Raw genomic sequence first — 24622 nt, forward strand, 5'->3', positions numbered from 1 at the left:
AGTATTTCCATGACTGAACTCATGAAGGGCAAGGTTGCCGCCATCACCGGTGCCGCGTCGGGTATCGGGCTCGAATGTGCCCGCACGCTCCATGCCGAAGGCGCAACCGTCGTGCTCGTCGATCGCGCCGCGGACAAGCTTGAGGCGCTGTGCAAGGAGATCGGTGAAGGCGCCCTGCCACTCGTCGTCGATCTTCTCGACGGCAAGCAGGTCTCCGGCATGCTGCCACGGATCCTAGAGATCGCCGGAGGTCTCGATATCTTCCATGCCAATGCCGGCGCCTATATCGGCGGCCCGGTGGCGGAAGGTGATCCTGATGCCTGGGACCGGATGCTGAACCTCAATATCAACGCGGCCTTCCGCTCGGTTCATGCCGTGCTGCCGCACATGATTGCCCAAAAGTCCGGCGACATCCTGTTTACCAGTTCCATCGCCGGCGTCGTGCCTGTGGTCTGGGAGCCGATCTATACGGCTTCGAAATTCGCCGTTCAGGCCTTCGTCCACTCCACCCGCCGCCAGGTGGCGCCGCACGGCGTTCGCGTCGGCGCCGTCCTGCCGGGGCCGGTGGTCACGGCTCTGCTCGACGACTGGCCAAAGGCGAAGCTCGACGATGCGCTGGCCAATGGCAGCTTGATGCAGCCGAAGGAAGTGGCCGATGCCGTGCTCTTCATGCTGTCGCGTCCGCGCAACGTAACGATCCGTGATCTGGTGATCTTGCCGAACAGCGTCGATCTCTGAGATTGACGACGCCGTCCCGATTGCCCCTGTTCCTGCCAGATTGAAACGAGAGACCATGAGCGACACATCTCACACGCCGCAAGCGGGTGGCAAACATGTCATTGGCGTCGATGTCGGCACCGGCAGCGCCCGCGCCGGCATTTTCGACCTCACCGGCCGGATGCTGGCATCGGCCAAGCGGGACATCACGCTGTTCCATGCGCCGGGTTCGATCGTCGAGCAGTCGAGCACGGAAATATGGGCCGCAGTCTGCGCGGCCGTGCGCGAAGCCGTTTCCATTGCAGGTATCGATGCCGCGACCGTCGCCGGTCTCGGCTTCGATGCGACCTGTTCGCTGGTGGTGCTTGGTGAGGGCGGAAGGCCGCTGCCGGTCGGGCCGTCGGAAGATCCGGATCGCAACATCATCGTCTGGATGGATCACCGGGCCGTTCCTCAGGCGGAGCGCATCAACGCGCTCGGCCACGATGTGCTCCGCTATGTCGGTGGGCGCATTTCGCCCGAGATGGAAACGCCGAAGCTGCTCTGGCTCAAGGAAAACCGCCCGCAGGTCTTCGACGCGGCATGGCAGTTTTTCGACCTCGCCGATTTCCTCACCTGGCGGTCGACAGGCGATATCGCGCGCTCGACCTGCACGGTCACCTGCAAATGGACCTATCTGGCCCATGAGCAGCGCTGGGACGCCGGATATTTCGAGCAGGTCGGTCTTGGCGAGCTGGCCGCGGAAGGCTTTGCCCGTATCGGCCAGACGATCGTCGAGCCCGGCTCGGCGCTGGGTCAAGGCTTGACGGCTGCAGCTGCAGAGGAGCTTGGGCTACTCGCCGGGACGCCGGTTGCGGCCGGTCTTATCGATGCGCATGCCGGCGGGATCGGCACTGTCGGGATCGGTGGCGGGCCGCAGACCAATCTCGCCTATGTCTTCGGCACATCCTCTTGCACGATGACATCGACATCGGAGCCTGCCTTCGTGCCGGGCGTCTGGGGTCCCTACTATTCCGCGATGGTTCCCCGGCTCTGGTTGAACGAGGGCGGTCAGAGTGCTGCGGGCGCGGCAATCGACCAGCTGCTCGCCTTTCATCCGGCCGCCGGCGAGGCAAAGGATATTGCTAAGCGCGCCGGTATTCCGCTTCCGGTGCTGCTGGCCGATATGGCAGCCGAAAGGGCGGGCAGTGCTTCAGGTGCCGTCACGCTTGCCACTGGTCTGCATGTCGTTCCGGAATTTCTCGGAAATCGCGCGCCCTTCGCCGATCCGCATGCCCGTGCCGTCATTGCCGGTCTCGGCATGGAGCGGGATATCGATAGTCTCGTTGCTCTCTACGTCGCAGGCCTCTGCGGCATCGGCTACGGGCTGCGGCAGATCGTCGACACACAGGCCGATGCGGGCGTCACCGTCGACAACATCGTCGTCAGCGGCGGCGCCGGCCAGCACGATTTCGTTCGCCAGTTGCTGGCCGATGCGAGCGGCAAACCGGTCGTGGCCACGAAAGCCGGGGAGCCGGTGCTGCTTGGCGCTGCCATTCTCGCTGCCGTGGCCGGTGGTCAGTTTGCCGATGTGGCGGAGGCAATGACCAGCCTCTCCTCCGTCGAGCAGACATTCGCACCGGCGGGTGGCGACATCGCCGGGCTGCATCTGAAACGCTATGACGGCTTCAAAGAGTTGCAGACGCTCTCGCGCAAACTGCGGGATTCCTGACGTCCCGGCCCGTGGGCAGCACGATTACGCCGAATTTTTCGGAAAAATGCCGGTGACGTGTCGGATCGTTGAAGGCATGTTCGTCCTTGGGATGTCCATTCCATCAGCAAGGAGGAGAACACCATGCCGAGCACCATCCGTCTGCACCGTGTCCTGGCGACCAGTCCCGACAAGATCTACCGCGCCTTCATCGAGGCCGACGCGCTTGCCAAGTGGCTGCCGCCGAACGGCTTCGCCTGCACGGTCGATCATCTGGAAGCGTCTGTCGGCGGTACGTTCAGAATGTCATTCCGCAACTTCACGACAGGCGACAGCCATGCCTTCGGCGGCGAATATCGCGAGCTCGTGCCCGGCGAACGTGTTCGCTACACCGATGTTTTCGACGATCCCAACCTGCCCGGTGAAATGGAAGTCACCGTCATCCTGAAAAAGGTTTCTGTTGGTACCGAGGTCGATATCACTCAGGCGGGCGTTCCCGATCTCATCCCGGCCGAAGCCTGCTATCTCGGCTGGCAGGAATCGCTGAAGAACCTCGCCCGGCTGGTCGAGCCCGATATCCGGAACTGACGGATCCGGCCCAAAGCATCAGCCTGCGGCAACCGTTCCATCGACGAGGATGAAGGGGTGGCCGCGGGAGCATGTCTCGATCCGCGCTTCGACCTTGTAGACGTCCTTCAGCATGTTTGAGGTTATGACGTCGCGGGTCGGACCGCTCGTCGCCATCGCGCCATTGGCGATCACGATCGTGTTGTGGCAATAGCGCAGCGCATGATTGAGATCGTGCAGGGCGATCAGCACGATCATCCCCGTCCGGCTTGCCAGACCTTCGACGAAAGCCAGAACCTCGATCTGGCGATGCAGATCGAGTGCCGAGGTCGGCTCGTCCATCAAGAGAACTTCGGGTTTGCGGACCAGCGCCTGCGCCAGCGATACCAGCTGGCGCTGGCCGCCGGAAAGTTCGCCAAGTCCCCGGAAGGCAAGGTCATCGATCCTCAGGGCCTTCAGGATCGCGTCGATCTCATCGAGTTCTCCGTCCTGGACGCGCCATCCGCCGCCCTGCTTTGCCGAAAGCAGCACTGACTCGTAGACGGTCAGCACGGCGTTCGCGCCGGTATCCTGCGGCATGTAGCAGACAGCCCGGTCTCCGCGTTCGGTGCCAGACAGCTCGACCACGCCGGGCCCCGATATCAATCCGGCAATGCGCTTGAAGAGCGTTGACTTGCCCGCCGCATTCGGGCCGATGACGGCCGTCAGGCTGCCGCTTTCGAGCGTACCAATGCCGATTTTCGACAGAACGGTGACGCGGCCATAATTGGCGCCGACGTCTCTGAGTGCCAGCTCTACCAAGACCGTCTCCTGTTGCTGAAGATGAGCGCGAAGAAGAAGGGAACGCCGACCACCGCCGTGATCACGCCGATCGGCAGGATCGCTCCCGGAATGAGCATCTTGCTGACGACCGATGTCGCCGACAGCAGCAGCGCGCCGCAGATCACCGAGCCAGGCAGGAAGAAGCGTTGGTCCTCGCCGACGACCATGCGGGCGATATGTGGACCGACGAGACCGATGAAGCCGATCGTGCCGACGAAGGAGACCGGAATGGCGGCAAGCAGGCTGACGGTCAGCATCGTCTGCAGGCGCAAGCGGCGGACATTGACGCCCATGCTGGCCGCCTTGTCGTCGCCGAGCCGCAATGCCGTCAGCGCCCAGGCATCGCGCATGAAGAGCGGCACTGTCACGACGAGCACGGCGGCCGTGACGTAGACCTTTGCCCATGTCGCCTTCGTCAGGCTGCCCATCGTCCAGAAGACCACCGCTGCCAGAGCCTGTTCCGAGGCGAGATATTCCAGCAGTGACAAGGCGGCGTTGAAGGAGAATACCAGCGCGATGCCGAGCAGCACGATGGTTTCGACGCTGACGCCGCGCATTGTTGATGCGAAATAGATGAAGAGCGATGCCAGCATCGCCATCAGGAAGGCGTTGATCGGAACCATATACTGGACGGCCGCCGGAAAGACGGCGACACCTGTTACCAGCGCCAGTGCTGCGCCGAAGCTTGCCGCCGCGGAAATCCCGAGCGTGAAGGGGCTGGCCAGCGGGTTCGACAGGATGGTCTGCATCTGCGCGCCGGCAACGGAAAGGGCCGCACCCACGGTGACCGCCATCAAGGCGATCGGCATGCGGATATCCCAGATGACGACCCTTAGCTGGTTGCCGGCGACTTCCGGGTTGAACAGGGCCAGAAGAACCTGGCGGATTTCGTAATTCGCCGGACCGAGTGCCATGTCGGCGGCGACGCTGACGCAGAGTGCTGCCGTCAATAGAACGAGGATGACGATCCGGCGGAAGGCGAGAGCGCGATAGCGCTCCCGCCCTGCGATGTCAGCGGTAAGAGCCGTCCCGGCCATCGGTTACTCGCCCTTCAGGGAGACGAAGTAGCCGGGCTTGTAGTCGAGCGGCAGGAAGCGCGCATGCAACTCCTTGAAGGTCGCTTCGGGATCCAGGTCCTTGAAGAGATCTGGGTGCAGCCACTTGGCGATCTCCTGGATGGCGACGAACTGGTAGGGGTTGTTGTAGAACTGGTGCCAGATCGCATGGACATTGCCGTCTTCGACGGCCTTGACGCCGGTAAAGGCCGGGCGCTTGGTCAGGGCCTCGAGCTTGCGCTTGGCTTCGGTCAGATCGGCGCCGTAGCCGACGCCAACCCAAGCGCCGCCTGGAACGAAGGCTTCCCACATGCCGCCGGTGACGATGATCTGATCCGGGTTCGAAGCGACGATCTGCTCCGGGTTTACCGTGCCGAAGGTTCCGGGAATAATATCCTTCGCCATGTTGGTGCCGCCGGCGATCTCGACCATCTTGCCGAAATTCTCGTTTCCGAACGACATGCAGCAATCGTCGGAGTAGCCGCCTGCACGCTCGACGAAGACAACGGGGCGGGCGGGCTTGGCCGCTTCCACTTGTCGGTCACGACCTTGATGGAGTCAGCGCGGAACTTGATGAAATCCTCTGCCAGCTGCTCCTTGCCCATCAGCTTGCCCATGACGCGCATGCTCGGCTCGGTGTTTTCCATCGGCTTTTCGCGGAAGTCGACATAGACGAGCGGAATGCCGACCTTGGCGAGCTTTTCGATATAGCCCGCTTCCTCGGTGGCCGTCTTGGCGTCGGCGTTCATCAGGATGACATCCGGCTTCAGGGTGACGGCCTGTTCGATGTCGAAGGTGCCGTCCTTCATGCCGCCGAAGGTCGGCAGCTTGGCGATGTCAGGGTACTTGGCAAGATAGGCCTTGTAGGTCTCCGGATCTGCCTTGGGCAGATCGTCGCGCCAGCCGACGATGTGTTCGAACGGATTGGTCTTGTCGAGCGCCGCCAGGAAGTAGATCTGCCGTCCTTCGCCGAGAATGACGTGCTTGACGGGAACCTCGACCTCGACGTCGCGGCCGGTTACGTCCTTCAACGAAATCTTTTCGGCAAGTGCCGGCCAGACGGTGGCAAGCAGCAATGCTGCAGAGAGGCCTGCGGCTTTGGATTGAATGTGCATTGAGTGGTCCCCCGTGAAAATCTAGGGGGCTCTATTATTTTATGATTGCAATAGTCAAGTTTTATCTTTTAGAGCAATTCAAGACTGAGAACGGATGAGCGGCAGAACCGGAATGAGCACAGTGAATGGCACCAACTATCACCTGAAGGAGGAGATCAAGGCTTACTGGTCGGCGCGGGCTGCCACCTTCGATGCCTCGCCCGGGCATGAGATTTTTTCCGAGGACGAGCGCCGCGCCTGGCGCGATCTGATCGCCAAGCATCTCGGTCCCGGCGACGGCCGCAGCGCGCTCGACCTTGCCAGCGGTACCGCGGTGATCTCGCATCTGATGGACGACGCTGGCTACAAGGTAACGGGTCTCGACTGGTCGGAAGCCATGCTGGAGCGGGCGCGCGCCAAGGCCCGGCAGCGCGGCCGCGACATCCGTTTTCGCATCGCCGATGCCGAGCACACGATGGAGCCGGATGCCGCCTATGATGTGGTCATCACGCGCCATCTCGTCTGGACGCTGATCGATCCGGAGAGCTGTTTTCGCGAGTGGCTGCGCGTGCTGAAGCCCGGCGGCCGCCTGCTGATCGTCGATGGCGATTTCGTCAACACAGGCCGTGCCGAACGGCTGCTCAAGAAGCTGGCGGGCATATTGGAGAAGGTGGGGCTCTTGCGGACCGACCCGAAGCACGCGCCGCCGGAGCTCGCCCGCAAGCACGAAGAGATTCTCCGGCAGGTCTATTTCTCAGGCGGGGCGAGAGCCGATGAGGTCGCGGCCTTGCTCGCGGCCGCCGGCTTTCAGCGTATCGAGATCGACCGGGATCTGCGGCAGGTACACAGGGCGCAGGCCGCCAACTGGAATATCCTGAAAGCGGCCGCACGCGGGCTGCAGCATCGCTATGCCATCTGCTGCGAAAAGCCTTTCTGAGCAGACGTCCGGTTACCGGCCCTCGATACGGGCAAAGACCCGGTCGAGTGCTGCAGTCAAAGCGGTCTTGCCGCCATCGGCGTCGAAGTCGCGGAGAACCTGTTCATTCAATCCACCTCTGGTGGCAAATTCCTCGCTCAAGGCGTTGAAATCGCCGGCATGCGGGCCGTTGGCGCGCCGCGCTAAGCTCTCGAACAGCGGCGCGAGGTAGGCGCGGGCCTTCGTCCGCTCCAGTCCGTTGGTTTCCAGCCATCCAGTGGCGAATTCCATGATGCCGAAATAGGTCGACATCAACGCGCTTGCCGCAGCGAGCAGATCGTATTCCTTGCGGGATTCGCACTGGACGGCCTTGCCAAGCGCGTCGAACATGGCAGCGACGGCGGGGTCCGGAGGATAGATGGCGGTCACGCCCTGGCGCTCGGCAACGAAGGGCAGGGGAATGGCCTGCACCAGATGGATATCGGTGCCGATCCATTTCAACAGGACTTCGCGCTCGGTGGCGGCGATGATGCTGACCACCGACTGCCCTGGCTTGAACGTCAGTTCGCCGATGACGGCTTCGGCAACCTGCGGGCGGATCGCGAGGACCACGAGATCGCTGCGATCGACCACGGTCTGATTATCGGGCGCAACGCTGACGGCCGCGAACTCGCTGAACAGCCTTGCGGCAATCTCTGCGTTCCGGGGCGAGAGATGGACTTCGGTGGGATAGGCGGGTTCGCTGAGCAGACCTCTGACCATCGCCTCCGTAATCGCGCCGGTACCGACGAAGCCTATGCTTTTCGCTTTCATGTCACACTCCGCAGCCTCTGATCTCGAGATCATAGGGGGAGCGCTTTGATCGCAAAAGGGCCGATGGCGGCCCTGTCCGAGAATAGTCCTCATTTTTCAGATATTTGTGTGAGTGACGTCGAGGCCTCGTCAGTCGATGACGCCCTGCCGCAAAGCGGCGGCCACCAGCGCAGTGTCCTTGTAGACCGCGAAATTCGTCTTCAGCGCCTCGATATGGGTGCGGACGGTGTGCACCGAACATCCGAGGATGAGGGCGATTTCCTGCGCCGTCTTTCCCGCGCACATCAGCGTGAGAATTTCCTTTTCCCGTTTGGTAACCTGAGCCGTCATCCCCTTTATATGGGATTTCGTCTCCCGGATTGCAGCCTTCGGCATCGAAATCCTGATGCATTCACGATCGGCGAAAAACATCGTGATCCCGCTTGAAAACGTCTTTGGCAGAGCAATTTCTTCGTGACGCGAGGAGATAGATTCATGAACGTCTTGATTGTCGAAGATGAAGGGTTCATCGCCCTGGAACTGGAAAGAATTGCCGTCGAGGCCGGTCATCGCGCGCTTGGCCCGGCCTCGACGATCGAGCAGGCATTGGCTTTCGCGCCTCGGGCCGATGCCGCACTTGTCGATGTCGGTCTGTCGGACGGGACAAGCGGAACGCAACTCGCCCGGCGGCTGATCGACCGTTTCGGGATCAGCGTGATCTTCGTGACCGGCTCTCCGCAGGCGGTCTCGCAGGGTTTTGATGGCGCCTTCGCGGTGGTCGGCAAGCCGTTTACCGACGAGCGGATCCAGTCGGCGTTGCAAGCCGCGGACGATTGGCGGCGCGGGCATGTGATCCGCGCGGCGGCATTGTGATCAAAACAGCGGGCGGGCGCCATTCATGGCGTCCGCCCGCTTATATCCTTAGTACTGCATCGCGTTGAGATCGGAGATCAGCGACGGTCCGGTCGGACGCCATCCGAGCACGGCCTGCGTCTTGGCGCTCGATGCCGGGAAGTCGATCGTGGTGAAGATCGACAGCCATCCGAAATGCGCTGCGGCTTCCTCACGGGAGATCGATCTGACCGGCAGCTTGAGGCCGCGGCCGATCGCCTCGGCGATCTCGCGTGCCTCCACGCCCTCTTCGGCGACGGCGTTGTAGCGCGCGCCACTTTCGGCTCGCTCGATCGCCAGACGGTAGAGACGGGCGACATCCGACAGATGCCCGGCCGGCCAGCGATTGCGTCCTTCGCCGACATAGGCTGCAAGGCCCTTCTGACGGGTGATTTCGATCAGGGGGGTGATGAGCCCCTGCTTGAACGTGTCGTGCACCTGCGGAAGCCGGACGACGGAAACATTGGTGCCCTCATCCAGCAGCGTCTGCCCTGCAAGCTCGGACGCGACACGCGGGTTGGGGTGGCTGGTGTTGAACACGTCCTCGCTTCCCAGTTCGCCGAACTCGGCATTGCCCATGCCGGTGCCCGAGGTGATGATCAACGGCCTATCCGACCCGGCAAGTGCCGCACCCAACGCGGCGATCGCACGGGCATCCTTCTGGCAATTTTCGGCAAACCGCGAGAAATCGTGATCGAATGCGGTGTGGATCACGCCATCCGCTTCCAGGGCGCCCTTGCGAAGGCTTTCGGGATCCTCGAGCGTCCCGCGGTAGGCCTTAGCGCCTGCGGCTTCGAGCACGCGCGCGCCTTCGTCCGATCGCGTCATGCCGATGACCTCGTGGCCCGCGCCAATGAGTTCCGGCACCAGCGCCGAGCCGATAAAGCCGGTTGCTCCAGTCAAGAAAATGCGCACAGCAATGTCTCCTTGCGTGTTTTACTCCGAAGAGAATATCGGCTAGAGTCCATCCTGTTAAAGTAGTGACTTTATCCTATTATAATAGCTAACAGGATCTCCATGCCGATCAACACGCCGGGCACGCTTGCAGCCTTCCTAAGAGACCGCCGTGTGAAACTCGATCCGTCCGCTTTCGGCCTGTCGGGCCGGCGGCGGACGCCCGGCTTGCGCCGTGAAGAAGTGGCGCAGCGGGCCAATATCAGCCCGACCTGGTACACCTGGCTGGAGCAGGGCCGCGGCGGGGCGCCGTCTGCGGATGTCCTCAATCGGATCGCCAACGGGCTGATGCTGACAGAGCCGGAGCGCGAGCACCTCTTCATGCTCGGGCTGGGGCGGCCACCGGAAGTGCGCTACAAGCCGGCGGAAGGCGTGACCCCGCGGCTGCAACGCCTGCTGGATTCGCTTGAGGCAAGCCCTGCGCTGATAAAGACCGCGATGTGGGATGTGGTCGCATGGAACCGCGCTGCCGCCGTCGTGCTAACCGACTACGGCACGATCGCGCCGGAGAAGCGCAATATCCTCAGGCTGATATTCTCCAACCCGGCGATCCGCGCCAAGCAGCATGATTGGGAAACGCTTGCCCGCTTCGTGGTTGCCGCCTTCAGGGCGGATGTCGCGCGGGCCGGCGCAGGATCTGAAGTCAGCAAGCTGGTCGAGGAACTGAGTGCCGTCAGCGCGGATTTCGAGCGGCTCTGGCAGGAAAACGACGTGCGTGTGCACGGCGATGGCGTCAAGCGCCTGAAACATCCGAAATTGGGAACGATCGATCTCGAATATTCCGCCTTTGCCGTCGATGGCAGGCCGGATCTCGGGCTGGTGATCTACAATCCGGTCGATCCTGCGACCGCGGCCGAGATCCGCAAGCTTGCAAGTGAGAAGGAATAGCCGATACGGACTTTCGCGGGTCTTTGAAGGCAACGCCTCGAACCGCAGAACGAATAGTTTGGCTCCTGATGATGCCGGGCAGGCAGCGTCCTTGCGGTCGATCCAAAGCTGCCAGAGCAATTTTTAAGTGCTGCCCGCGGCGGGCGCCACAGAATTTCCGGTGTGCGTCCCGAAAATAGAATACTAATTCTATATACTAAATTTATATGCCGCTACCGTTGTCACCATCAGCTATTGAGGGACAACAGATGAGCTTTACGGCGACGATTAAAACCCTGCTTCTTGCGAGCACCCTGTCCGTGTCGTTTACGGCACTGGCGGCTGTGGCAGACGAGGCAGCCAAACCGGTTCAGGGCGGCACGCTGATCTATCTTGAGCAGCAGCCGCATACCAATCTCTATCCGCCGGCCGGCGGCTTCTATCCGAACGGTGGCGTGCTCAATCAGATCACCGACAAGCTCACCTATCAGAATCCGAAGACGCTTGAGATCGAGCCGTGGATTGCCGAATCCTGGACCGTCAACGCCGAGGCCACCGAATATACGTTCAAGCTTCGCAAGGGTGTTACCTTCTCTGACGGCACGCCGCTCGACGCGGCCGCAGTCGCCAAGAACTACGATACGTTCGGTCTCGGCAATAAGGAGCTGAAGCAGCCGGTCTCGGAAGTCATCAACAATTACGACCGTTCCGAGGTCGTCGATCCCCTGACCGTCAAGTTCTATTTCAAGAAGCCGTCCCCAGGTTTCCTGCAGGGCACGTCGGTAATCGGCTCCGGCCTGGTATCGCTGAAGACGCTGGCGCTGCCTTTCGACCAGCTGGGTGACGCGACGAAGATCGTCGGTTCCGGCCCGTTCGTCGTTGACAGCGAGACCCTCGGCAAGGAGCTGAACCTCAAGGTCCGCGACGACTACGCTTGGGGTCCGGCAACGCAGGAGCATCAAGGCCGAGCCTATCTCGACGGCATCAAGTACATCATTACCGGCGAAGACAGCGTGCGCATCGGTGCGCTGCTCTCGGGCCAGGCGGATTTCATTCGCCAGGTGCAGGCCTATGATGAAGAACAGGTCGAGAGCCAGGGCTACAAGATTTATGCAGCACCGACGCGCGGCGTGAACAACAGCGTCGTCTTCCGCCCTGACAATCCACTGGTGTCCGATGTCCGCGTCCGTCAGGCGCTGCTTCACGGTACCAATAGCGCGGAAATCATATCGACGCTGTTCTCGGCCAACTATCCGCAGGCCAAGTCGATCATCGCATCGACGGCGCAGGGCTATCTCGATCTGTCGCCGAAGCTGACCTACGATGCAGCCAAGGCCACCGAACTGCTGGATCAAGCTGGCTGGAAGGTCGGCGCCAATGGCGTCCGCGAGAAGGATGGAAAGCAGCTGGTGCTGACCGCCTATGAATCGCCGCCGCAGCCGCAGAACAAGGCAACGCTGCAGCTTGTCGCGCAGCAATGGGCAAAGCTCGGCGTTACGCTGAATGTGCTGGCGGGTGATGCTGGCAGCAAGACCGTCGACGATCTCGATCCGGCCAAGACGCCGGTGTCGCCGGCAATGGTTGGCCGGGCCGATCCTGATGTCATCAAGAGCCAGTATTACCCGAAGAACCGCGACGTGCTGCGCCAGAAGGGCGGCCCGAGCGACAAGGTGAAATCCTTCGTCGATGACAAGCTGAACGGTCTCCTCGAGCAGCTTTCCTCGCAGCCCGATCGCGAAAAGCGTCTCGCCATCGCCGGCGAGGTCCAGAACTACGTGATCGATCAGGCCTATGCGATCCCGATCTTCGAGGAGCCGCAGGCCTTTGCCGGTGCGCCCTATGTGCAGGGCGTCGGTTTCGAAGCTGTCGGCCGTCCGAGCTTCTACAACACCTGGCTTGCTGAACACTGAAGGCCGTGGCCCGGCGCAAGCCGGGCCGCCCGTCACCTGAAAGGATCCGCATGACCCGCTACATCGTATCCCGCATAGGACAGGCTTTGCTCGTGCTCTGGGCGGCCTTCACGATCTCGTTCGTGCTGCTGCAGGCCATGCCCGGCGATGCCGTTCTTATCAAGTTCCAGAATCCGGAATACGGCCTCAGTCCCGAACAGATCGCCGATATCCGCGCCGCCTATGCGACCGACGGGACCGTGGTCAGCCAATATCTGCACACAGCCGGAAAATTCCTCACCGGTGACTTCGGTTATTCGCTGCAGGCAGGCGTTGCCGTCAGTGCGCAGCTCTCTGCCAGCCTGCCGCCGACGATCCGGCTGGCTGGCTTCGGCTTCATCGTCGCGGCGCTGATCGCGGTGCTGCTGGCGATCCTGTCCAACATCCAGGGCTTCGGAAGATTGCGTAATGTCGTCCAATCCGTGCCTTCGCTCTTCGTTTCGGTGCCGACCTTCTGGCTCGGCATCATGCTGATCCAGATATTCTCGTTCCGGCTGCGGCTGGTGCCCGTCATCAATCCCGGCCCGTGGGAGGGCCTGATCCTGCCGGTGCTGACTGTCGCCATTCCGATCTCGGCGCCGCTGGCGCAGATCCTGCTGCGCAATATCGATCATGTCCAGACACGGCCGTTCGTCGCCGTCGCCCGCGCAAAGGGTGCCTCGCATGCATGGGTGCTGTGGCGGCATGTGGCGAAGAACGCCTTCCTGCCGGTTCTGACCGTTGCCGGTGTTCTGTTCGGTGAGCTTCTGGCCGGCRCCGTCATCACCGAGACGGTCTTCGGCTTGAACGGGCTCGGCAGTCTCACCGAACAGGCGGTCAATTTTCAGGACGTCGCCGTCCTGCAGGCCATCGTCGTTCTCTCGGCGGCGGCGTTCGTCACCATCAATCTCGCGATCGATCTTCTCTATCCGATCATCGATCCGCGGCTCAAAACAAGGCCGGAGACCGCTCGATGACCAGCCTCGATGTCGCTGAACGCCATCTCGACCTGGAGACGGCAGAGACCAACGATTGGGTGCCGACCCAAACCGTCGAAGATGCCACGCCGCGCCGAAGCAGCCGGAGGATCGATATCAGCCTTCTGCTGGCGGGCGCGGTGCTTATCATCGTGCTTCTCTTCGCCGTCGCACCCCAGCTATTCACCGCCTACGATCCGATCAAGGGTCTGCCAGGGCAGCAACTGAAGCCGCCGAGCGCCGCGCATCTGCTGGGAACCGATTCACTTGGCCGCGATCTTTATGCGCGCCTGGTGTACGGCGCGGTCCACTCTCTGTCGGGAGCGCTGGCGGCCGTCGGTATAGGGCTTTTCGCCGGTACAGCGCTCGGTGTTCTCGCAGGCTCGATCGGCGGGCGCACGGATACGGCCATCATGCGTCTTGCCGACGTTCTGCTGTCGATACCGGCGCTGCTGCTCTCCCTGAGCATCATCATTCTCTTGGGTTTCGGGACGATCAACGCGGCGATCGCCGTTGGCATTACCTCGGTCGCGAGTTTTGCCCGCATCGTGCGTTCCGAAGTCATCACTGTTCGCCGAAGCGAATATGTCGAGGCGGCCTTTGGCAGCGGCGGTACCTTCCTCAGCGTGCTGATCCGCCACGTGCTTCCCAACTCCCTGACCTCGGTCATCGCCTTCGCCGCACTGCAGGTCGGCTGGGCAATCCTGCAGCTCTCGACCCTTGGCTTCCTCGGTTACGGCGCACCGCCGCCGACGCCGGAATGGGGGCTGCTGATCGCCGAGGGCCGCAATTATATCGCAACCGCCTGGTGGCTGACGGCTGCCCCTGGCATCGCCGTGGTTCTGGTGGTGCTCTCCGTCAATCGCATCAGCCAGGCATTTGGAAGGATAGAGAGATGACGATCCAGCCTGTCGACCTGCCGAAAGCCGCTGTCCCACCGTCTCCTGTTCTCGCGGTCTCCGGCCTGACTGTCAGCTACAGCGACAGGAACGGCGCGCGCATCGCCGTCCATGGCATCGATTTCCACGTCAACCCGGGAGAAGTCGTCGCGCTGGTGGGCGAATCCGGTTCGGGCAAAAGCTCGACGGCTCAGGCCATCATCGGGCTGCTGCCGGAGAACGGAAAACTTGAAAGCGGCAGTATCCGCCTGAACGATCAGGAGATCGCAGGCTGGCCGCAGCGGCGGCTGGACGGTATTCGCGGTTCGGTGATCAGCCTGATCCCTCAGGACCCCGGCAATTCGCTCAATCCGGTCAAGACGATCGGCAAGCAGGTGGCGGAAATTCTCGCCATTCATGGCGAAGCCTCCGGCCCTGTTGCTTATACGCAGGCGATCGCGCTTCTCGAACGTGTCGGGCTCAGCGAGCCGAAGCTGAGGGCGCAGCAATATCCACACGAACTTTCCGGTGGCATGAAGCAGCGGGTGCTGATCGCCATCGCCATCGCGTTGAAGCCGTCGCTCATCATCGCGGACGAGCCGACAAGCGCGCTTGATGTCACGGTGCAGAAGCACATCCTCGACCTGATCGACGAGCTTCGGCGTGAATATGGCACGGCAGTGCTTCTCGTAACCCACGATCTCGGCGTCGCCACCGATCGTTCCGACCGGCTGATTGTCCTCAAGCATGGCCGCATCCAGGAACAGGGCCGCACCCAGGATGTCATCGGCAATCCTCAGAATGCCTATACGCGCCAGCTGTTGTCGGATGCGCCGTCGCTGAATATCCGGCAGCGTCCGGCCACCGTGGCAAAGGAAACTCCCGCGACGGAAAGCGACGACATCATCGTTGTCGAAAACCTCGTCAAGGACTTCGGCCTTGGCGGCTATTCGCGCTTTTGCGCCGTCGACGATGTTTCCTTCCGCGTCCGGCGCGGGACGACGCATGCGCTGGTCGGCGAATCCGGTTCCGGCAAGACGACGAGCATCCGCATCGTCTCCGCATTTGAAAAACCGAGCTCGGGCAGGGTCATCGTCGATGGGCTCGATCTTTCTACCCTAAGTGGGGAAACGCTGCGGCTGTTTCGCAAGAAGATCCAGCTCGTCTACCAGAACCCGTTCGGTTCGCTCGATCCGCGCCAGACGATCGCTGGGATCGTCGAAGAGCCATTGCTGAATTTCGAGCCGGTGCCGCGCGCCGAGCGGACGGAGCGTGTCGCGGCAATCATCGAGAAAGTCGGCCTTCCGCCGGATGTCCTCGGCCGCCGCCCGCATGCCCTGTCGGGCGGGCAGAGACAGCGTGTCGCCATTGCCCGCGCGCTCATTCTGAACCCGCAGATCCTGGTGCTCGATGAGGCCGTGTCGGCGCTCGATGTCACCGTGCAGGCGCAGATTCTGGCTCTTCTCAGCAAGCTCCAGCGCGAGCTCGGCCTGACCTATCTCTTTGTATCGCATGATCTGGCTGTCGTACGGCAGATCGCCGATACGGTCTCGGTCCTAAGCGGCGGCAAGCTCGTCGATAGCGGGGCAGTCGGCGATGTCTTCGGCAGTCCGAAGAGCGCCTATACCCGCGAACTCATCGAGGCGATCCCCGGAAAGAAGCACCGGCTGCCAGCAAAGCCATTTCCCCTGATCAGCACAGGAACACAGCAATGACGCCATCAACCGCACCGAAACGCCTGGGTTTCTTCAGCCGTATCCTCGATCAGGCCGATGCTGCGACCCGCTACCGGCTGGCCGCCGAGCAGGTCATTCATGCCGAGAAATTCGGGTTCGATACGGCATGGGTGGCACAGCACCATTTCAATGGAGATGAGGGCGGTCTTCCTGCGCCATTGATCTTTCTGGCGGAACTCTCCGCCCGAACCTCGCGCATCCGGCTTGGAACCGGTGTCATAACATTGCCGATGGAAAGTGCTGTCCGCGTCGCGGAGGACACGGCAGTGCTTGATATACTGTCGAACGGCCGCCTCGAAGTTGGCTTCGGTACCGGCGGGACCCCGGCCGCCTTCCTCCCCTTCGGGCTGGAAACGGGCGATCGCGCTGCCGTCTATGCGAAAAGCCTCGCGACGGTGCGAGATGCCTGGGCCGGGCGAGAGCTGACGGGCGGCAATCATCTCTATCCGGCAGCCCCGCATCTTCTCGAGCGCGTGTGGCAGGCAACGTTCTCGGTTGGCGGCGGAATCCGGGCCGGCCAGGATGGTGACGGATTGATGCTGTCGCGCACCCAGCCCCGGCCGGCAGAGGCGCCGGATGCAACGCTCTGGGAGCTGCAGAACCCGATCATCGACGCCTATCTTAAGGCGCTGCCGAAGGAACGGCAGCCGCGCATTCTCGGTTCGCGCAGCCTGTTCGTTGCCGACGATCGCAAGGAGGCTTTGCATCTGGCGGAAATTGGCCTGCAGCGCAGCGTCGAGCGCTTCATTGCCAGCGGTCACAAGATCGCAAGCACCAGGACAGAGGATCTCATCAGGGCCTTCGACGTGCATGTCGGTACGCCCGACGATGTGATCGCGTCGTTGAAGGCAGACACCGCGTTGGAACGCGTCACCGACCTCGTCTTCCAGGTCCATTCGGTCGATCCGCCACACGCCTACATCCTGCGCTCGCTGGAATTGATCGCCAGCGAGGTCGCTCCCGCGCTCGGCTGGGTTCGCCGCGGACCCGCCGCCCACGAACGGCGCCTCGCTACAGCATAATCACCGCCAGAAAAGGTATGAATCCATGAGTTCTTCCACACCCGATATCATTGATCTGCTAGCCGGTATCGAGCAGGGGTCTTTTCTCGACCGTCTCCGTGCCGAACGTCCGGAGACGCGGCTGAATGCGCAGAAAAGCTATCTCGCGCTCTTCGAGCCGGTTTCCGATGATCACGTAACGCGTGCCGAGCGGCTCGCAATCGCCGCATTCGTCAGCGGCCTGCACCGCTCCGGGACGGCGTCGGCCTTCTACGCCGGTGGTTTGTCCGAGCTGCAGGGCGGCGCCTCGCTCGCAGCTGCGATCCAGACAGAGATCGAAAAAGGCGCGGCAAATGGCCCTTACGGCCGCTATCCGGCCGGTCCGCTGTCGGCGGAAGATGCCCCGGGCCTGATCTATGCCGTCTCGGATTTCAGCCGCGCCGTGATCGGCGCCAAGCTGTCGGCGGCTCTCGAACACACGCATCTGCTGGTCTTCCGTCCGCGCGAAGCAAGCCCGGATGCGCTGCAGAAGCTGATTGATACAGGCTGGACCACGACCGGTATCGTCACCCTGTCGCAGATCGTCGCGTTCCTGTCGTTTCAGATTCGCGTTGCTGCCGGCCTTTCCGCGCTCGGCGCGGCCGGTGAGGGCAGCGTCACGCGTGCGGCAGCGGAATAAGGAGAAACGTCATGACCGATACCGTCAATCATCCTGAGATCGATAATCGTCCCAACGCATTTACCCAATCCGAGATCGGCTGGACGCCGTGGCTGACGCCGCTGGAGGAAAGCGAACTCACCGAGCGGCACTGGGCGGGTCTGGTCGATGCATCGCGCTCCAAGTCTCCCTATTTCATGCTGCTGGCCCGCGATCCGGAAATTCTCGAAGCGAGAACGAAGACCGACAAGGATATCTTCTACAACACGCGCGCTGGCTTGCCGCGGGCCGATCGCGAGCTTTCGGCCGCCGCCGCATCCCGCAGCAACGGCTGCATCTTCTGTGCCTCGGTGCATTCGAGGTTCGCATCCCATCATTCGAAACGCACGGCCGACGTTCAGCGACTACTCGACGAAGGTGTCGAAGCCGATCTCGGCAGCCGCCGCTGGAACGCCGTCGCCGAGGTTTCGGCGGCCTTGACGGCCACGCCTCCGCGCTTTGGCCCGGCGGAGATTGCCCGTCTGCGTGAAGAGGGTTTCGATGATCTGGAGATTGCCGACGCCATTCACGGCGCCGCCTTTTTCAACTGGGCGAACCGCCTGATGCTGTCGCTCGGCGAGCCGACCCCGGCGGCTGCATAAGCTGCGCCGGACCCGGCCGGGCAAGCCTGGCCGGGCTCTACCGCTCCATCTGGCACCAGGCGGCCAGCAGGGGCCGCGAGGTGCAGCGCATCGCCACGGTGTGTCCGGCCTCGTTGTAGAAGGCGGACCCCGGCGAAGCCTGCTGCCAGCCTTTTTCGTCGCAGAGGAATTCGCAGTCCGACAGCGCCAGGAAAACCCGGGCACGGTATTGGACATGATCGGGAAAGCGGCTGTAGGGCTCCATGATCGTCAGCCCGAGCGTGACATCGTCGCGCTCTTCGAGGCCCGCCGCTCCGGCGATGACGGCATGGGCGTGGGCCTTTTCGATATTCATGCTGGCGAAGGGACCGGTCGAGCTCGAGGACCAATCGAGGCTCTTGGCCAGATCGTTGATCGCAGCGGCAACTTCCGCGAAGGCGCGGCCTTTCTGCGTCAGCTGGCGCAGGGCGAACTGCAACTGCGGCCCGAGCCGCAGATGCGAGGCGGGCCGGCTGGAAACGGCACCGGGGTATTGCAGCTGATGAAAGATCTTGCCGGCAACGAATTTCTCCATCATCGGCGTATCGCCCGAAAGCATCAGATTGCCGATCGCACCGATGAGACGCTGAACCTCGACCGGCCTGCGGGAGCGGCTGACCGGGTAGGCGCCTTCGACCCGCGAACCGCGATGCAGCAGAAGGTCGGCGTCCCGCCTCAGATTGGATTTCGACATGCGAGAAGTGTCCCCACGCGGTGCGGCTCTTTTCGGCCCGGTCCGTTCGCTCGGCTCTGATATTCGAACCCTTGCATCAACACGAATGCCGGCTATCGGTCAAGCGCGCGCTACGGCGATGGTCACTCGCCGAAGGCTACGTCGCCAGAGGCGTCCCTGGCGGCGTGTTTTTCTCTAGGACACGACCTTGATGTGCCCCTTCATGTTGGGATGGAAGCGGCAGTAATATTCCACCGTGTCACCGGCCGTGACGAGGTGCGTCGCTTTCTGGCCGGCGGGGATGGTCACCTCCCAGCTGCCGTTGACGGTGGCGGTATGATCGAACGGATCCTTGTTCGTCCATTCGACGGTCTCGCCGACTTTCGCCTCGATGTCTGCAGGCGCGAAGGCGAGATTTTCGACCACCACATGTATCTTGCCGTTATGGGCGCGCGCCAGCGATGCGCCGGCCGCAACGACTACTCCCGTCAGCAGGAAGCTTCTGCGCTTCATCGGCACTGAGATCATTTCAGCTCCATGGCAACATGCTCGGCATGCTGCTCATGCCCCTGGAACAGCTTCAGCCCGGTTTCGAGCAGGCTTTTGAGGTCCTTGTTGTCTGCCGATGGGATAAGGACGGTTTCCAGCGCGCCGTTGACCTGCTTGTGATAGGCAACCTCGTTGTCCATGTAGGCCTTGTCGAAGGCGGCGCCGTCCAGCTTGCTGAGTTCGGCCTGCTTTTCCTTGGCGGCCTTTGCAAGCGCCTGGCTCGTCGGGTTGTCTTCAGGCGTGACCTTCAGCTTTTTGACGAGCGCGAGCGCCTTTTCGTTGACCGCTTCATGGTCCTTTTTCATCGATTGCGCGAATGCCTCGACGTCCTTGTTCTTGGTCTTCGAAAGGGCAAGCTTGGCGGCGTCCACGTCGATCGCGCCTGCCGTATAGGCGATATGGGCGATCTGCGGATCGGTCGGCTTGTCGGCTGCGAGCGATTGGCCGGCGGCGAGGAGAAGGCAGCTCGTAGCGATGGCGGAAATGAAGGTTTTCATCGGGATCTCCTTGGCGCGGCGGGATCGCCGGCGCCTGTTTCAACGTACGCAGCATTGGATGCCGCGCCGCCGGAGAGGTTCCCGTCAGTTCTTCAGCCCGAGTTTGGCGATCACGGCTTCGGTCAACCGCTCGCAGCGCCTGCCGGCGAAGGGGAAGGCGTCCATCAGGATCGGCCCGATCTGCTCTTCCAGCTGCTTGCGAATGAGTTTGCGGGCGCGGTGAAGCCGCGTCTTGACCGTTGCCGCGGGAATATCGAGCAGCGTGGCCGTCTCCCCGATATCCAGCCCCTCGATGACGCGGGCAACGAACACGATGCGAAAGTCCTCCGGAAGGGCATCGGTTGCCTGCTCTACGAGCTGAAGAAGCTGTCGCTGCGCCATGCCGCGCTCCGGGTCGATGGTGGATGATGAAGGGTGGAGCGCGATGATCTCGGCTTGCGGCTGGCCACACGGAGGGCTCGAGCGCTTGAGCCGCTTTTCGGCGCGCAACCGCATGAAGGCAGTGTTCAGTGCGATACGCGAAAGCCAGGTCGAGAGCGACGCCGCGCCGTCGAAATCGGCAAGCTTTGAAAAAGCCTGGAGATAGGTGTCCTGCAGCGCTTCCTCTGCTTCCGCATTGCTGTGAAGAACCGCCCGGACAAGCCGGTAGAGCCGCTGATTGTGAAACCGGATGATCTCGCGGATCGCCTGCGCGTCGCCTGTGGACGCCCGTCGGACAAGTGTTACTTCGTCGGTGGCAAAGGATCGTCGCGGTGAATTCTCGAACGCCTGCATCTGGCTTCTCCTTGTGGAAGCTTATTTGATGCTGGGCCGCGTGCAAGGTTCCCGCGAGTGCCGATTTTTACAAGGCGACGCCCCTGCCGCCTCATGAACCGGCTCCCAATCTCCGATTATCCAATCACCGCGCGAGCCAGAAAGACTGCACCCTCGACCGGTGAGACGTCGAGCACATGTACAGCAAGCTGCGGATGCTGCTTGCCGAGTGCGCGCTTGAACGCGTCGAGCAGCCGTGCCTGTTTGACGATCACGCTGCCTGCAACGACGACGTCATCGCCTGTCGCCCCCCGATTTTTGAGCTGGGCGACAAGTGCCGCAAGATCTCCGGCGCCCTCCGAGATGACGTTCACCGCCAGTTGCGATCCGCCGTCTGCGGCATCGAAAATGGCAGTGCAATGCGGCGCCCAGTTCTCGGCCGTCGGATCGTCGTTGACCTTGCGCGTTAGCCGCTCGGCATCCTCGACTCCGAAATCGGCAATCAATGCCGACAGCAACCCGTCATCCGGCTTGCCTTCATCATTTGCTCTCAGCGCAGCCCGGGCTGCCTCGCGCACCAATGCGGCTGCACCACCCTCGTCGCCGATCACGCATCCCCAGCCGCCCGCCGAAATCGGTTGCCCCGAGCCATCCGTTCCAACGGCGATGGCGCCGGTGCCCGCTATGACGCCGATACCCTGACGGAGCCCGGCAGCAGGCACGATGAGCGCCGCATCGTTGACGGCTCGACCGCGATATCCCCGATCGAGCAACGCCGCTTCAAGATCCCGCCCGATCGAGGGATTGTTTATCCCCTGCGCACCGAAGGCAATGGAGGCGATCGAAAGACCGGCGGGCAGGGTGGCGCGCAGGCGCGAAGCCAGCCAATCGGCGCCGTGAGACGCGGGCTCCGCGTCCCAATCCTGACTGGAGATGACCGTGTCAAGAATACGCGCACCGGCCAGCGTTTCGACGACCAGATGCGTCTTCGTCCCACCGACATCAAGCGCCACAAGACATTCACTGCTATCCATCGTCAAGCTACCTTGGTGTCGTTGTGGTGGAAGACGAAGGCATCGGGATCGAGCCCGCGGGCAAGCGCCGTTTCAACCGCAATGGTCTGCATGATGACGGCCTCGAGGATTGGCCTCTGGGTGATGCTGACGCGCGGTAGCGGTATATAGGTCAGCCAATCGCTGGCTGCGGCTTGCACGGGGCCGGCAAGGATCGTGTGATGACCGGCTTTTGCCAGGGTCGATGCCAATTCCGCCTCCCGCTCGTCGCCAAAGAGAATATGCACGCCCTTGCCGGCGGATTCCATCGCGCCATGCAGATATTGCCTAGTCGACATGCCGGTCGAAGGGATGCGGGCGATCTCGCGCAGCAGCAGCGCGCCGACTTCGGCTGAACCGGCCGAAGGGGCAATCCCGGCACAATCGACATAGACCGCGTCCGTCATGCGTGCGAGAATTTCGCCGATCTGCGTCTTGAGCTGCTGTTCCACGGTGCGGAAGGCGGCAGGGAGATCAGACCAGGACGTCTCGATTGCGCCGCCATCCCAGGCCTCGGCGATCATGCCAAGAGCTGCGATCGTTGCCGTATAGCCAATCGTCGATGCGTAGCTGTCGGGGATCGCGCCGAGCGAGACATTGGCCGACGAGGCGGCCGCAACAGGGGAATCCTTGGCGTTGACCACGGATATGCGCAGGCTGCGGTCGATCGAGTTCAGCACGGCAAGCGTCTCGGTGCTCTTGCCGCTTTGCGAGACGGCGATCACCGGATGGCTGGATGCGGGGAAGGGGATCGGATATTCGCCGCCATTGAGGCGCCACGAATGCACACCGCGGGACCGCAAGGCCCAGACGGCAGCCGAACTCGCTGCAAAGCTTGCGCCGATACCCATGAAGATCGGCCCCGCGCCTTTCAGCGCGCTGGAAGCATTGCGAACTTCGCTGCCGATTGCAGCAATCGCGGTCTCCAGCGCATTGGCCTGGGAGGCGCGCGCGTCAGCCAGCGAAATATAACCTTTGACCATTGCGGTCTTCTCCTTGGTCCTGAAATGATGTGCGGCCGCGGCTTCGGCCAGCGCGTGCCGGATGGACGGACGGCGTCACCCGCCGGTCTTCGCAGTGCGTGAAAAAGATGTCCGCAGGCGGTAACGGTCGCCTGCGTAGCGGATCGTCGATGCCATGACCGGCCGCCCGCTGCTGTCTTCGACAAGCTGGCGCATGGCGAGGATTGGCATGCCCTGCTCGATGCCGAGATTGCGGGCAAGGGTCTTGTCCGCGGCGTGCGCCTCGATCGTCGATTCGGCGCGCGCCAGGTCAAAACCGGCACCGGTCAGCAGCTTGAAAAGCGAAGCCGTCTTGAAATCGACACCCGACATATCGAGCCCGCGGATCATCGGGAAGAACGACGTATCGACGGCAACCGGCACGCCATCCAGCCGCCGTATGCGGTCGAGATGAAAGACCGGCGCGCCGGGCGCAATGCCGAGCTCTTCTGCCTCATCGAGGCTTGCGGGCGCCCCTCCGGCACGCAGCACGTCCGAGGATGGCGCGAGGCCGAGGCGGGCGGCGGTTTCGCTGAAGGATTCAAGCGTCTGGGGAAATTCCTGATGCGCTTCCGTTGCCACGTACCAGCCACGGCCGTGCGAAGACACCAGCACGCCGTCAGTCACCAGGCTCTGCAGCGCGCGGCGCAGCGTTACGCGGCTGATCGATAGCCGGGTCAGCAGATCGCGTTCCGGCGGCAGACGGTTTCCCGACGCCAGCTTGCCGGCTGCAATTTCCTTCATGATCGCCTTTGCGGCCTGCTGCCACAGGGGCTCGGGAGAATCCGACTGCAAAGGTCCCGGCTGGCCTTCATTTCCGATCATCAGTTCACCGCTACCTTTTCCCACTGCCTGGTTTTCATGGACCGGTAGCATGCATCGATGATCCTGTTGACGATAACCCCGTCCTCGTAGGTTTCGGACGGAGCCTTGCCGGCTGCGAAGCAATCGACGAAATGGCGCATCTGCTGCGAGAAGCCATAGGCGCGCGTCTCTTCCGGTACGGGATAGACCCAGCCGGTCTCGGCATCCGCCTTCTCGACAGTATAGCCGACAGGCTTGCCGACGAAGCCCCAGACAGGGCCGACAGAGCTATCTGTGACGATGCGCCCCTCGGAGCCGACGAGCTCATGACGCAGCTGCATGCCGCCCTTTTCGATCCAGGAAGATTCGATGGTCGCCAGCTCGCCACCGGCAAATTTCAGAAGTGCGATCGCGGCATCCTCACCGGTCGTCTTGTCGCCATGCACCATCGTCGAACCCCAGGCCATCACCTCGGTCACGGGATTGTCCTTTCCGAAGAAATGCCGTGCTGATTCTACGGTGTGGCAGCCCATGTCAAGCAAAGCGCCTCCGCCCGCGGTCTCCGCATCCCAGAAGTGCGGGGCATGCGGACCCGAATGGGCCTCGCGAGCACGCATCGTCAGCAGCTTGCCGATGCCACCGGCCTTCAGCATTTCGTAAGCCTTGGCTGTATTTGGCGAGAAGACTGAACTCTCTGCATATCCGTGCCAGACGCCTGCCTCGATTACCAGCTTGAGCATCTCTGCGGCCTCGGCTTCGGTGCGGGCAAGCGGCTTGGTGCAGACCACGGCCTTCTTGTGTTTTGCGGCAATTCTTGTCGCCTCGAGATGCACCTCGTTCGGGAGGGCGATAATGACAAGATCAACGGAAGGGTCGGCGCAAAGGGCATCCATCGTGGCATGGGCCTTGATCCGCCACTTGGCCGCAAATTCCTCGGCCCGCTTGCCGCTGCGAGAATAGCAGCTGCGCAACTCCGCATTGCGGACGTCAAGCAGTGCATCGGCATAGCATTCGCCAATGAAACCCGATCCCAGCAACCCGACGCCGATCATTTCCACCCCTCCAAGCTCTGTGGCAACAGTCCTTATTCC

The 24622-nt window shown here is 62.3% G+C and carries 26 protein-coding genes and 1 pseudogene; 13 read left to right on the forward strand and 14 right to left on the reverse strand.

The window, feature by feature from the left end; genetic code table 11:
* The first annotated feature begins 9 nt into the window (after window positions 1–9).
* The 3 genes from AC1DNK_RS14345 (at window position 10) to AC1DNK_RS14355 (ending at window position 2995) form a co-directional block, all read left to right on the forward strand.
* Entirely contained in the window at window positions 10–738 is a 729-nt protein-coding gene (locus AC1DNK_RS14345) for an SDR family oxidoreductase (RefSeq protein WP_112388534.1), read from the forward strand.
* A gap of 55 nt (window positions 739–793) precedes the next feature.
* A complete protein-coding gene (locus tag AC1DNK_RS14350; RefSeq protein WP_477941730.1) occupies window positions 794–2428 on the forward strand; it encodes an FGGY-family carbohydrate kinase in 1635 nt (544 codons plus the stop codon).
* 123 nt (window positions 2429–2551) lie between these two features.
* A complete protein-coding gene (locus AC1DNK_RS14355) occupies window positions 2552–2995 on the forward strand; it encodes an SRPBCC family protein (protein WP_112388532.1) in 444 nt (147 codons plus the stop codon).
* An 18-nt stretch (window positions 2996–3013) separates the two neighbouring features.
* Here the strand turns inward: AC1DNK_RS14355 and AC1DNK_RS14360 are convergent, their stop codons facing one another.
* The 3 genes and pseudogenes from AC1DNK_RS14360 to AC1DNK_RS14370 all read right to left on the reverse strand — a co-directional run bounded on the left by AC1DNK_RS14360 (window position 3014) and on the right by AC1DNK_RS14370 (window position 5966).
* Window positions 3014–3775, reverse strand: coding sequence for an ABC transporter ATP-binding protein (locus tag AC1DNK_RS14360; protein ID WP_112388531.1), 762 nt, complete (start codon window positions 3773–3775; stop codon window positions 3014–3016).
* Window positions 3769–4833 (reverse strand): FecCD family ABC transporter permease, encoded by a 1065-nt coding sequence (locus AC1DNK_RS14365; protein ID WP_442208651.1) that lies wholly within the window; start codon window positions 4831–4833, stop codon window positions 3769–3771. The genes AC1DNK_RS14360 and AC1DNK_RS14365 overlap by 7 nt, the downstream gene beginning before the upstream one ends.
* A 3-nt stretch (window positions 4834–4836) precedes the next feature.
* Window positions 4837–5966 (reverse strand): annotated as a pseudogene (locus AC1DNK_RS14370) (ABC transporter substrate-binding protein).
* A gap of 112 nt (window positions 5967–6078) precedes the next feature.
* On the opposite strand from AC1DNK_RS14370, the gene AC1DNK_RS14375 reads away from it, so the two are divergent.
* Entirely contained in the window at window positions 6079–6882 is an 804-nt protein-coding gene (locus tag AC1DNK_RS14375; protein ID WP_477941733.1) for a class I SAM-dependent methyltransferase, read from the forward strand.
* 12 nt (window positions 6883–6894) lie between these two features.
* On the opposite strand, the gene AC1DNK_RS14380 is transcribed toward AC1DNK_RS14375, so the two are convergent.
* On the reverse strand, window positions 6895–7674 hold the full coding sequence (locus AC1DNK_RS14380) for a pyrroline-5-carboxylate reductase (RefSeq protein WP_477941735.1): 780 nt from the start codon (window positions 7672–7674) through the stop codon (window positions 6895–6897).
* Window positions 7675–7803: 129 nt separating this feature from the next.
* A complete protein-coding gene (locus tag AC1DNK_RS14385) occupies window positions 7804–8049 on the reverse strand; it encodes a response regulator transcription factor (protein WP_442208656.1) in 246 nt (81 codons plus the stop codon).
* Between the two features lie 99 nt (window positions 8050–8148).
* On the opposite strand from AC1DNK_RS14385, the gene AC1DNK_RS14390 reads away from it, so the two are divergent.
* Window positions 8149–8526: a response regulator gene (locus AC1DNK_RS14390; RefSeq protein ID WP_112388527.1), complete on the forward strand. Its 378-nt coding sequence runs from the start codon at window positions 8149–8151 to the stop codon at window positions 8524–8526.
* 48 nt (window positions 8527–8574) lie between these two features.
* Here the strand turns inward: AC1DNK_RS14390 and AC1DNK_RS14395 are convergent, their stop codons facing one another.
* The gene (locus AC1DNK_RS14395) at window positions 8575–9459 is read right to left on the reverse strand and encodes an SDR family oxidoreductase (protein WP_477941737.1); all 885 of its coding nucleotides are present in this window, start codon (window positions 9457–9459) and stop codon (window positions 8575–8577) included.
* A gap of 102 nt (window positions 9460–9561) precedes the next feature.
* Here AC1DNK_RS14395 and AC1DNK_RS14400 point away from each other — a divergent pair, with 102 nt between their 5' ends.
* From AC1DNK_RS14400 to AC1DNK_RS14435, 8 genes are all read left to right on the forward strand, one after another.
* Window positions 9562–10386: a helix-turn-helix transcriptional regulator gene (locus tag AC1DNK_RS14400; RefSeq protein WP_477941738.1), complete on the forward strand. Its 825-nt coding sequence runs from the start codon at window positions 9562–9564 to the stop codon at window positions 10384–10386.
* A gap of 248 nt (window positions 10387–10634) precedes the next feature.
* Window positions 10635–12275, forward strand: a complete 1641-nt coding sequence (locus AC1DNK_RS14405; protein WP_477941740.1) for a TIGR04028 family ABC transporter substrate-binding protein — start codon at window positions 10635–10637, stop codon at window positions 12273–12275.
* A 50-nt stretch (window positions 12276–12325) separates the two neighbouring features.
* Window positions 12326–13270: an ABC transporter permease gene (locus AC1DNK_RS14410; RefSeq protein ID WP_477941742.1), complete on the forward strand. Its 945-nt coding sequence runs from the start codon at window positions 12326–12328 to the stop codon at window positions 13268–13270.
* Entirely contained in the window at window positions 13267–14169 is a 903-nt protein-coding gene (locus AC1DNK_RS14415; RefSeq protein ID WP_477941745.1) for an ABC transporter permease, read from the forward strand. The genes AC1DNK_RS14410 and AC1DNK_RS14415 overlap by 4 nt, the downstream gene beginning before the upstream one ends.
* Window positions 14166–15863, forward strand: a complete 1698-nt coding sequence (locus AC1DNK_RS14420) for a dipeptide ABC transporter ATP-binding protein (RefSeq protein ID WP_477941746.1) — start codon at window positions 14166–14168, stop codon at window positions 15861–15863. Before AC1DNK_RS14415 ends, AC1DNK_RS14420 begins: the two co-directional genes overlap by 4 nt.
* A complete protein-coding gene (locus AC1DNK_RS14425) occupies window positions 15860–16906 on the forward strand; it encodes a putative FMN-dependent luciferase-like monooxygenase (RefSeq protein ID WP_112388520.1) in 1047 nt (348 codons plus the stop codon). Before AC1DNK_RS14420 ends, AC1DNK_RS14425 begins: the two co-directional genes overlap by 4 nt.
* Before the next feature lie 25 nt (window positions 16907–16931).
* Complete coding sequence (locus tag AC1DNK_RS14430; protein WP_477941747.1) at window positions 16932–17564, forward strand: CMD domain protein; 633 nt, start codon at window positions 16932–16934, stop codon at window positions 17562–17564.
* A gap of 11 nt (window positions 17565–17575) precedes the next feature.
* Complete coding sequence (locus AC1DNK_RS14435; RefSeq protein WP_477941748.1) at window positions 17576–18184, forward strand: alkylhydroperoxidase domain protein; 609 nt, start codon at window positions 17576–17578, stop codon at window positions 18182–18184.
* Between the two features lie 37 nt (window positions 18185–18221).
* Here AC1DNK_RS14435 and AC1DNK_RS14440 read toward each other — a convergent pair whose 3' ends face one another.
* From AC1DNK_RS14440 to AC1DNK_RS14475, 8 genes are all read right to left on the reverse strand, one after another.
* A complete protein-coding gene (locus AC1DNK_RS14440) occupies window positions 18222–18896 on the reverse strand; it encodes a dimethylsulfonioproprionate lyase family protein (RefSeq protein WP_112388517.1) in 675 nt (224 codons plus the stop codon).
* Window positions 18897–19070: 174 nt separating this feature from the next.
* Window positions 19071–19403, reverse strand: a complete 333-nt coding sequence (locus AC1DNK_RS14445; protein ID WP_477941751.1) for a cupredoxin domain-containing protein — start codon at window positions 19401–19403, stop codon at window positions 19071–19073.
* Entirely contained in the window at window positions 19400–19921 is a 522-nt protein-coding gene (locus AC1DNK_RS14450) for a DUF4142 domain-containing protein (RefSeq protein WP_477941753.1), read from the reverse strand. The genes AC1DNK_RS14445 and AC1DNK_RS14450 overlap by 4 nt, the downstream gene beginning before the upstream one ends.
* A gap of 84 nt (window positions 19922–20005) precedes the next feature.
* A complete protein-coding gene (locus tag AC1DNK_RS14455) occupies window positions 20006–20695 on the reverse strand; it encodes an RNA polymerase sigma factor (RefSeq protein ID WP_477941755.1) in 690 nt (229 codons plus the stop codon).
* 116 nt (window positions 20696–20811) lie between these two features.
* On the reverse strand, window positions 20812–21708 hold the full coding sequence (locus AC1DNK_RS14460) for an N-acetylglucosamine kinase (protein ID WP_477941756.1): 897 nt from the start codon (window positions 21706–21708) through the stop codon (window positions 20812–20814).
* A gap of 2 nt (window positions 21709–21710) precedes the next feature.
* Window positions 21711–22709: an SIS domain-containing protein gene (locus AC1DNK_RS14465; RefSeq protein WP_477941757.1), complete on the reverse strand. Its 999-nt coding sequence runs from the start codon at window positions 22707–22709 to the stop codon at window positions 21711–21713.
* Between the two features lie 75 nt (window positions 22710–22784).
* Window positions 22785–23552 carry a GntR family transcriptional regulator gene (locus tag AC1DNK_RS14470; protein WP_477941759.1) on the reverse strand — a complete coding sequence of 256 codons (768 nt, stop codon included), beginning with the start codon at window positions 23550–23552 and terminating at the stop codon, window positions 22785–22787.
* Complete coding sequence (locus AC1DNK_RS14475) at window positions 23552–24583, reverse strand: Gfo/Idh/MocA family protein (RefSeq protein ID WP_442208672.1); 1032 nt, start codon at window positions 24581–24583, stop codon at window positions 23552–23554. The genes AC1DNK_RS14470 and AC1DNK_RS14475 overlap by 1 nt, the downstream gene beginning before the upstream one ends.
* Window positions 24584–24622: the final 39 nt, after the last annotated feature.

Source organism: Rhizobium sp. 01N424, assembly GCF_056399485.1.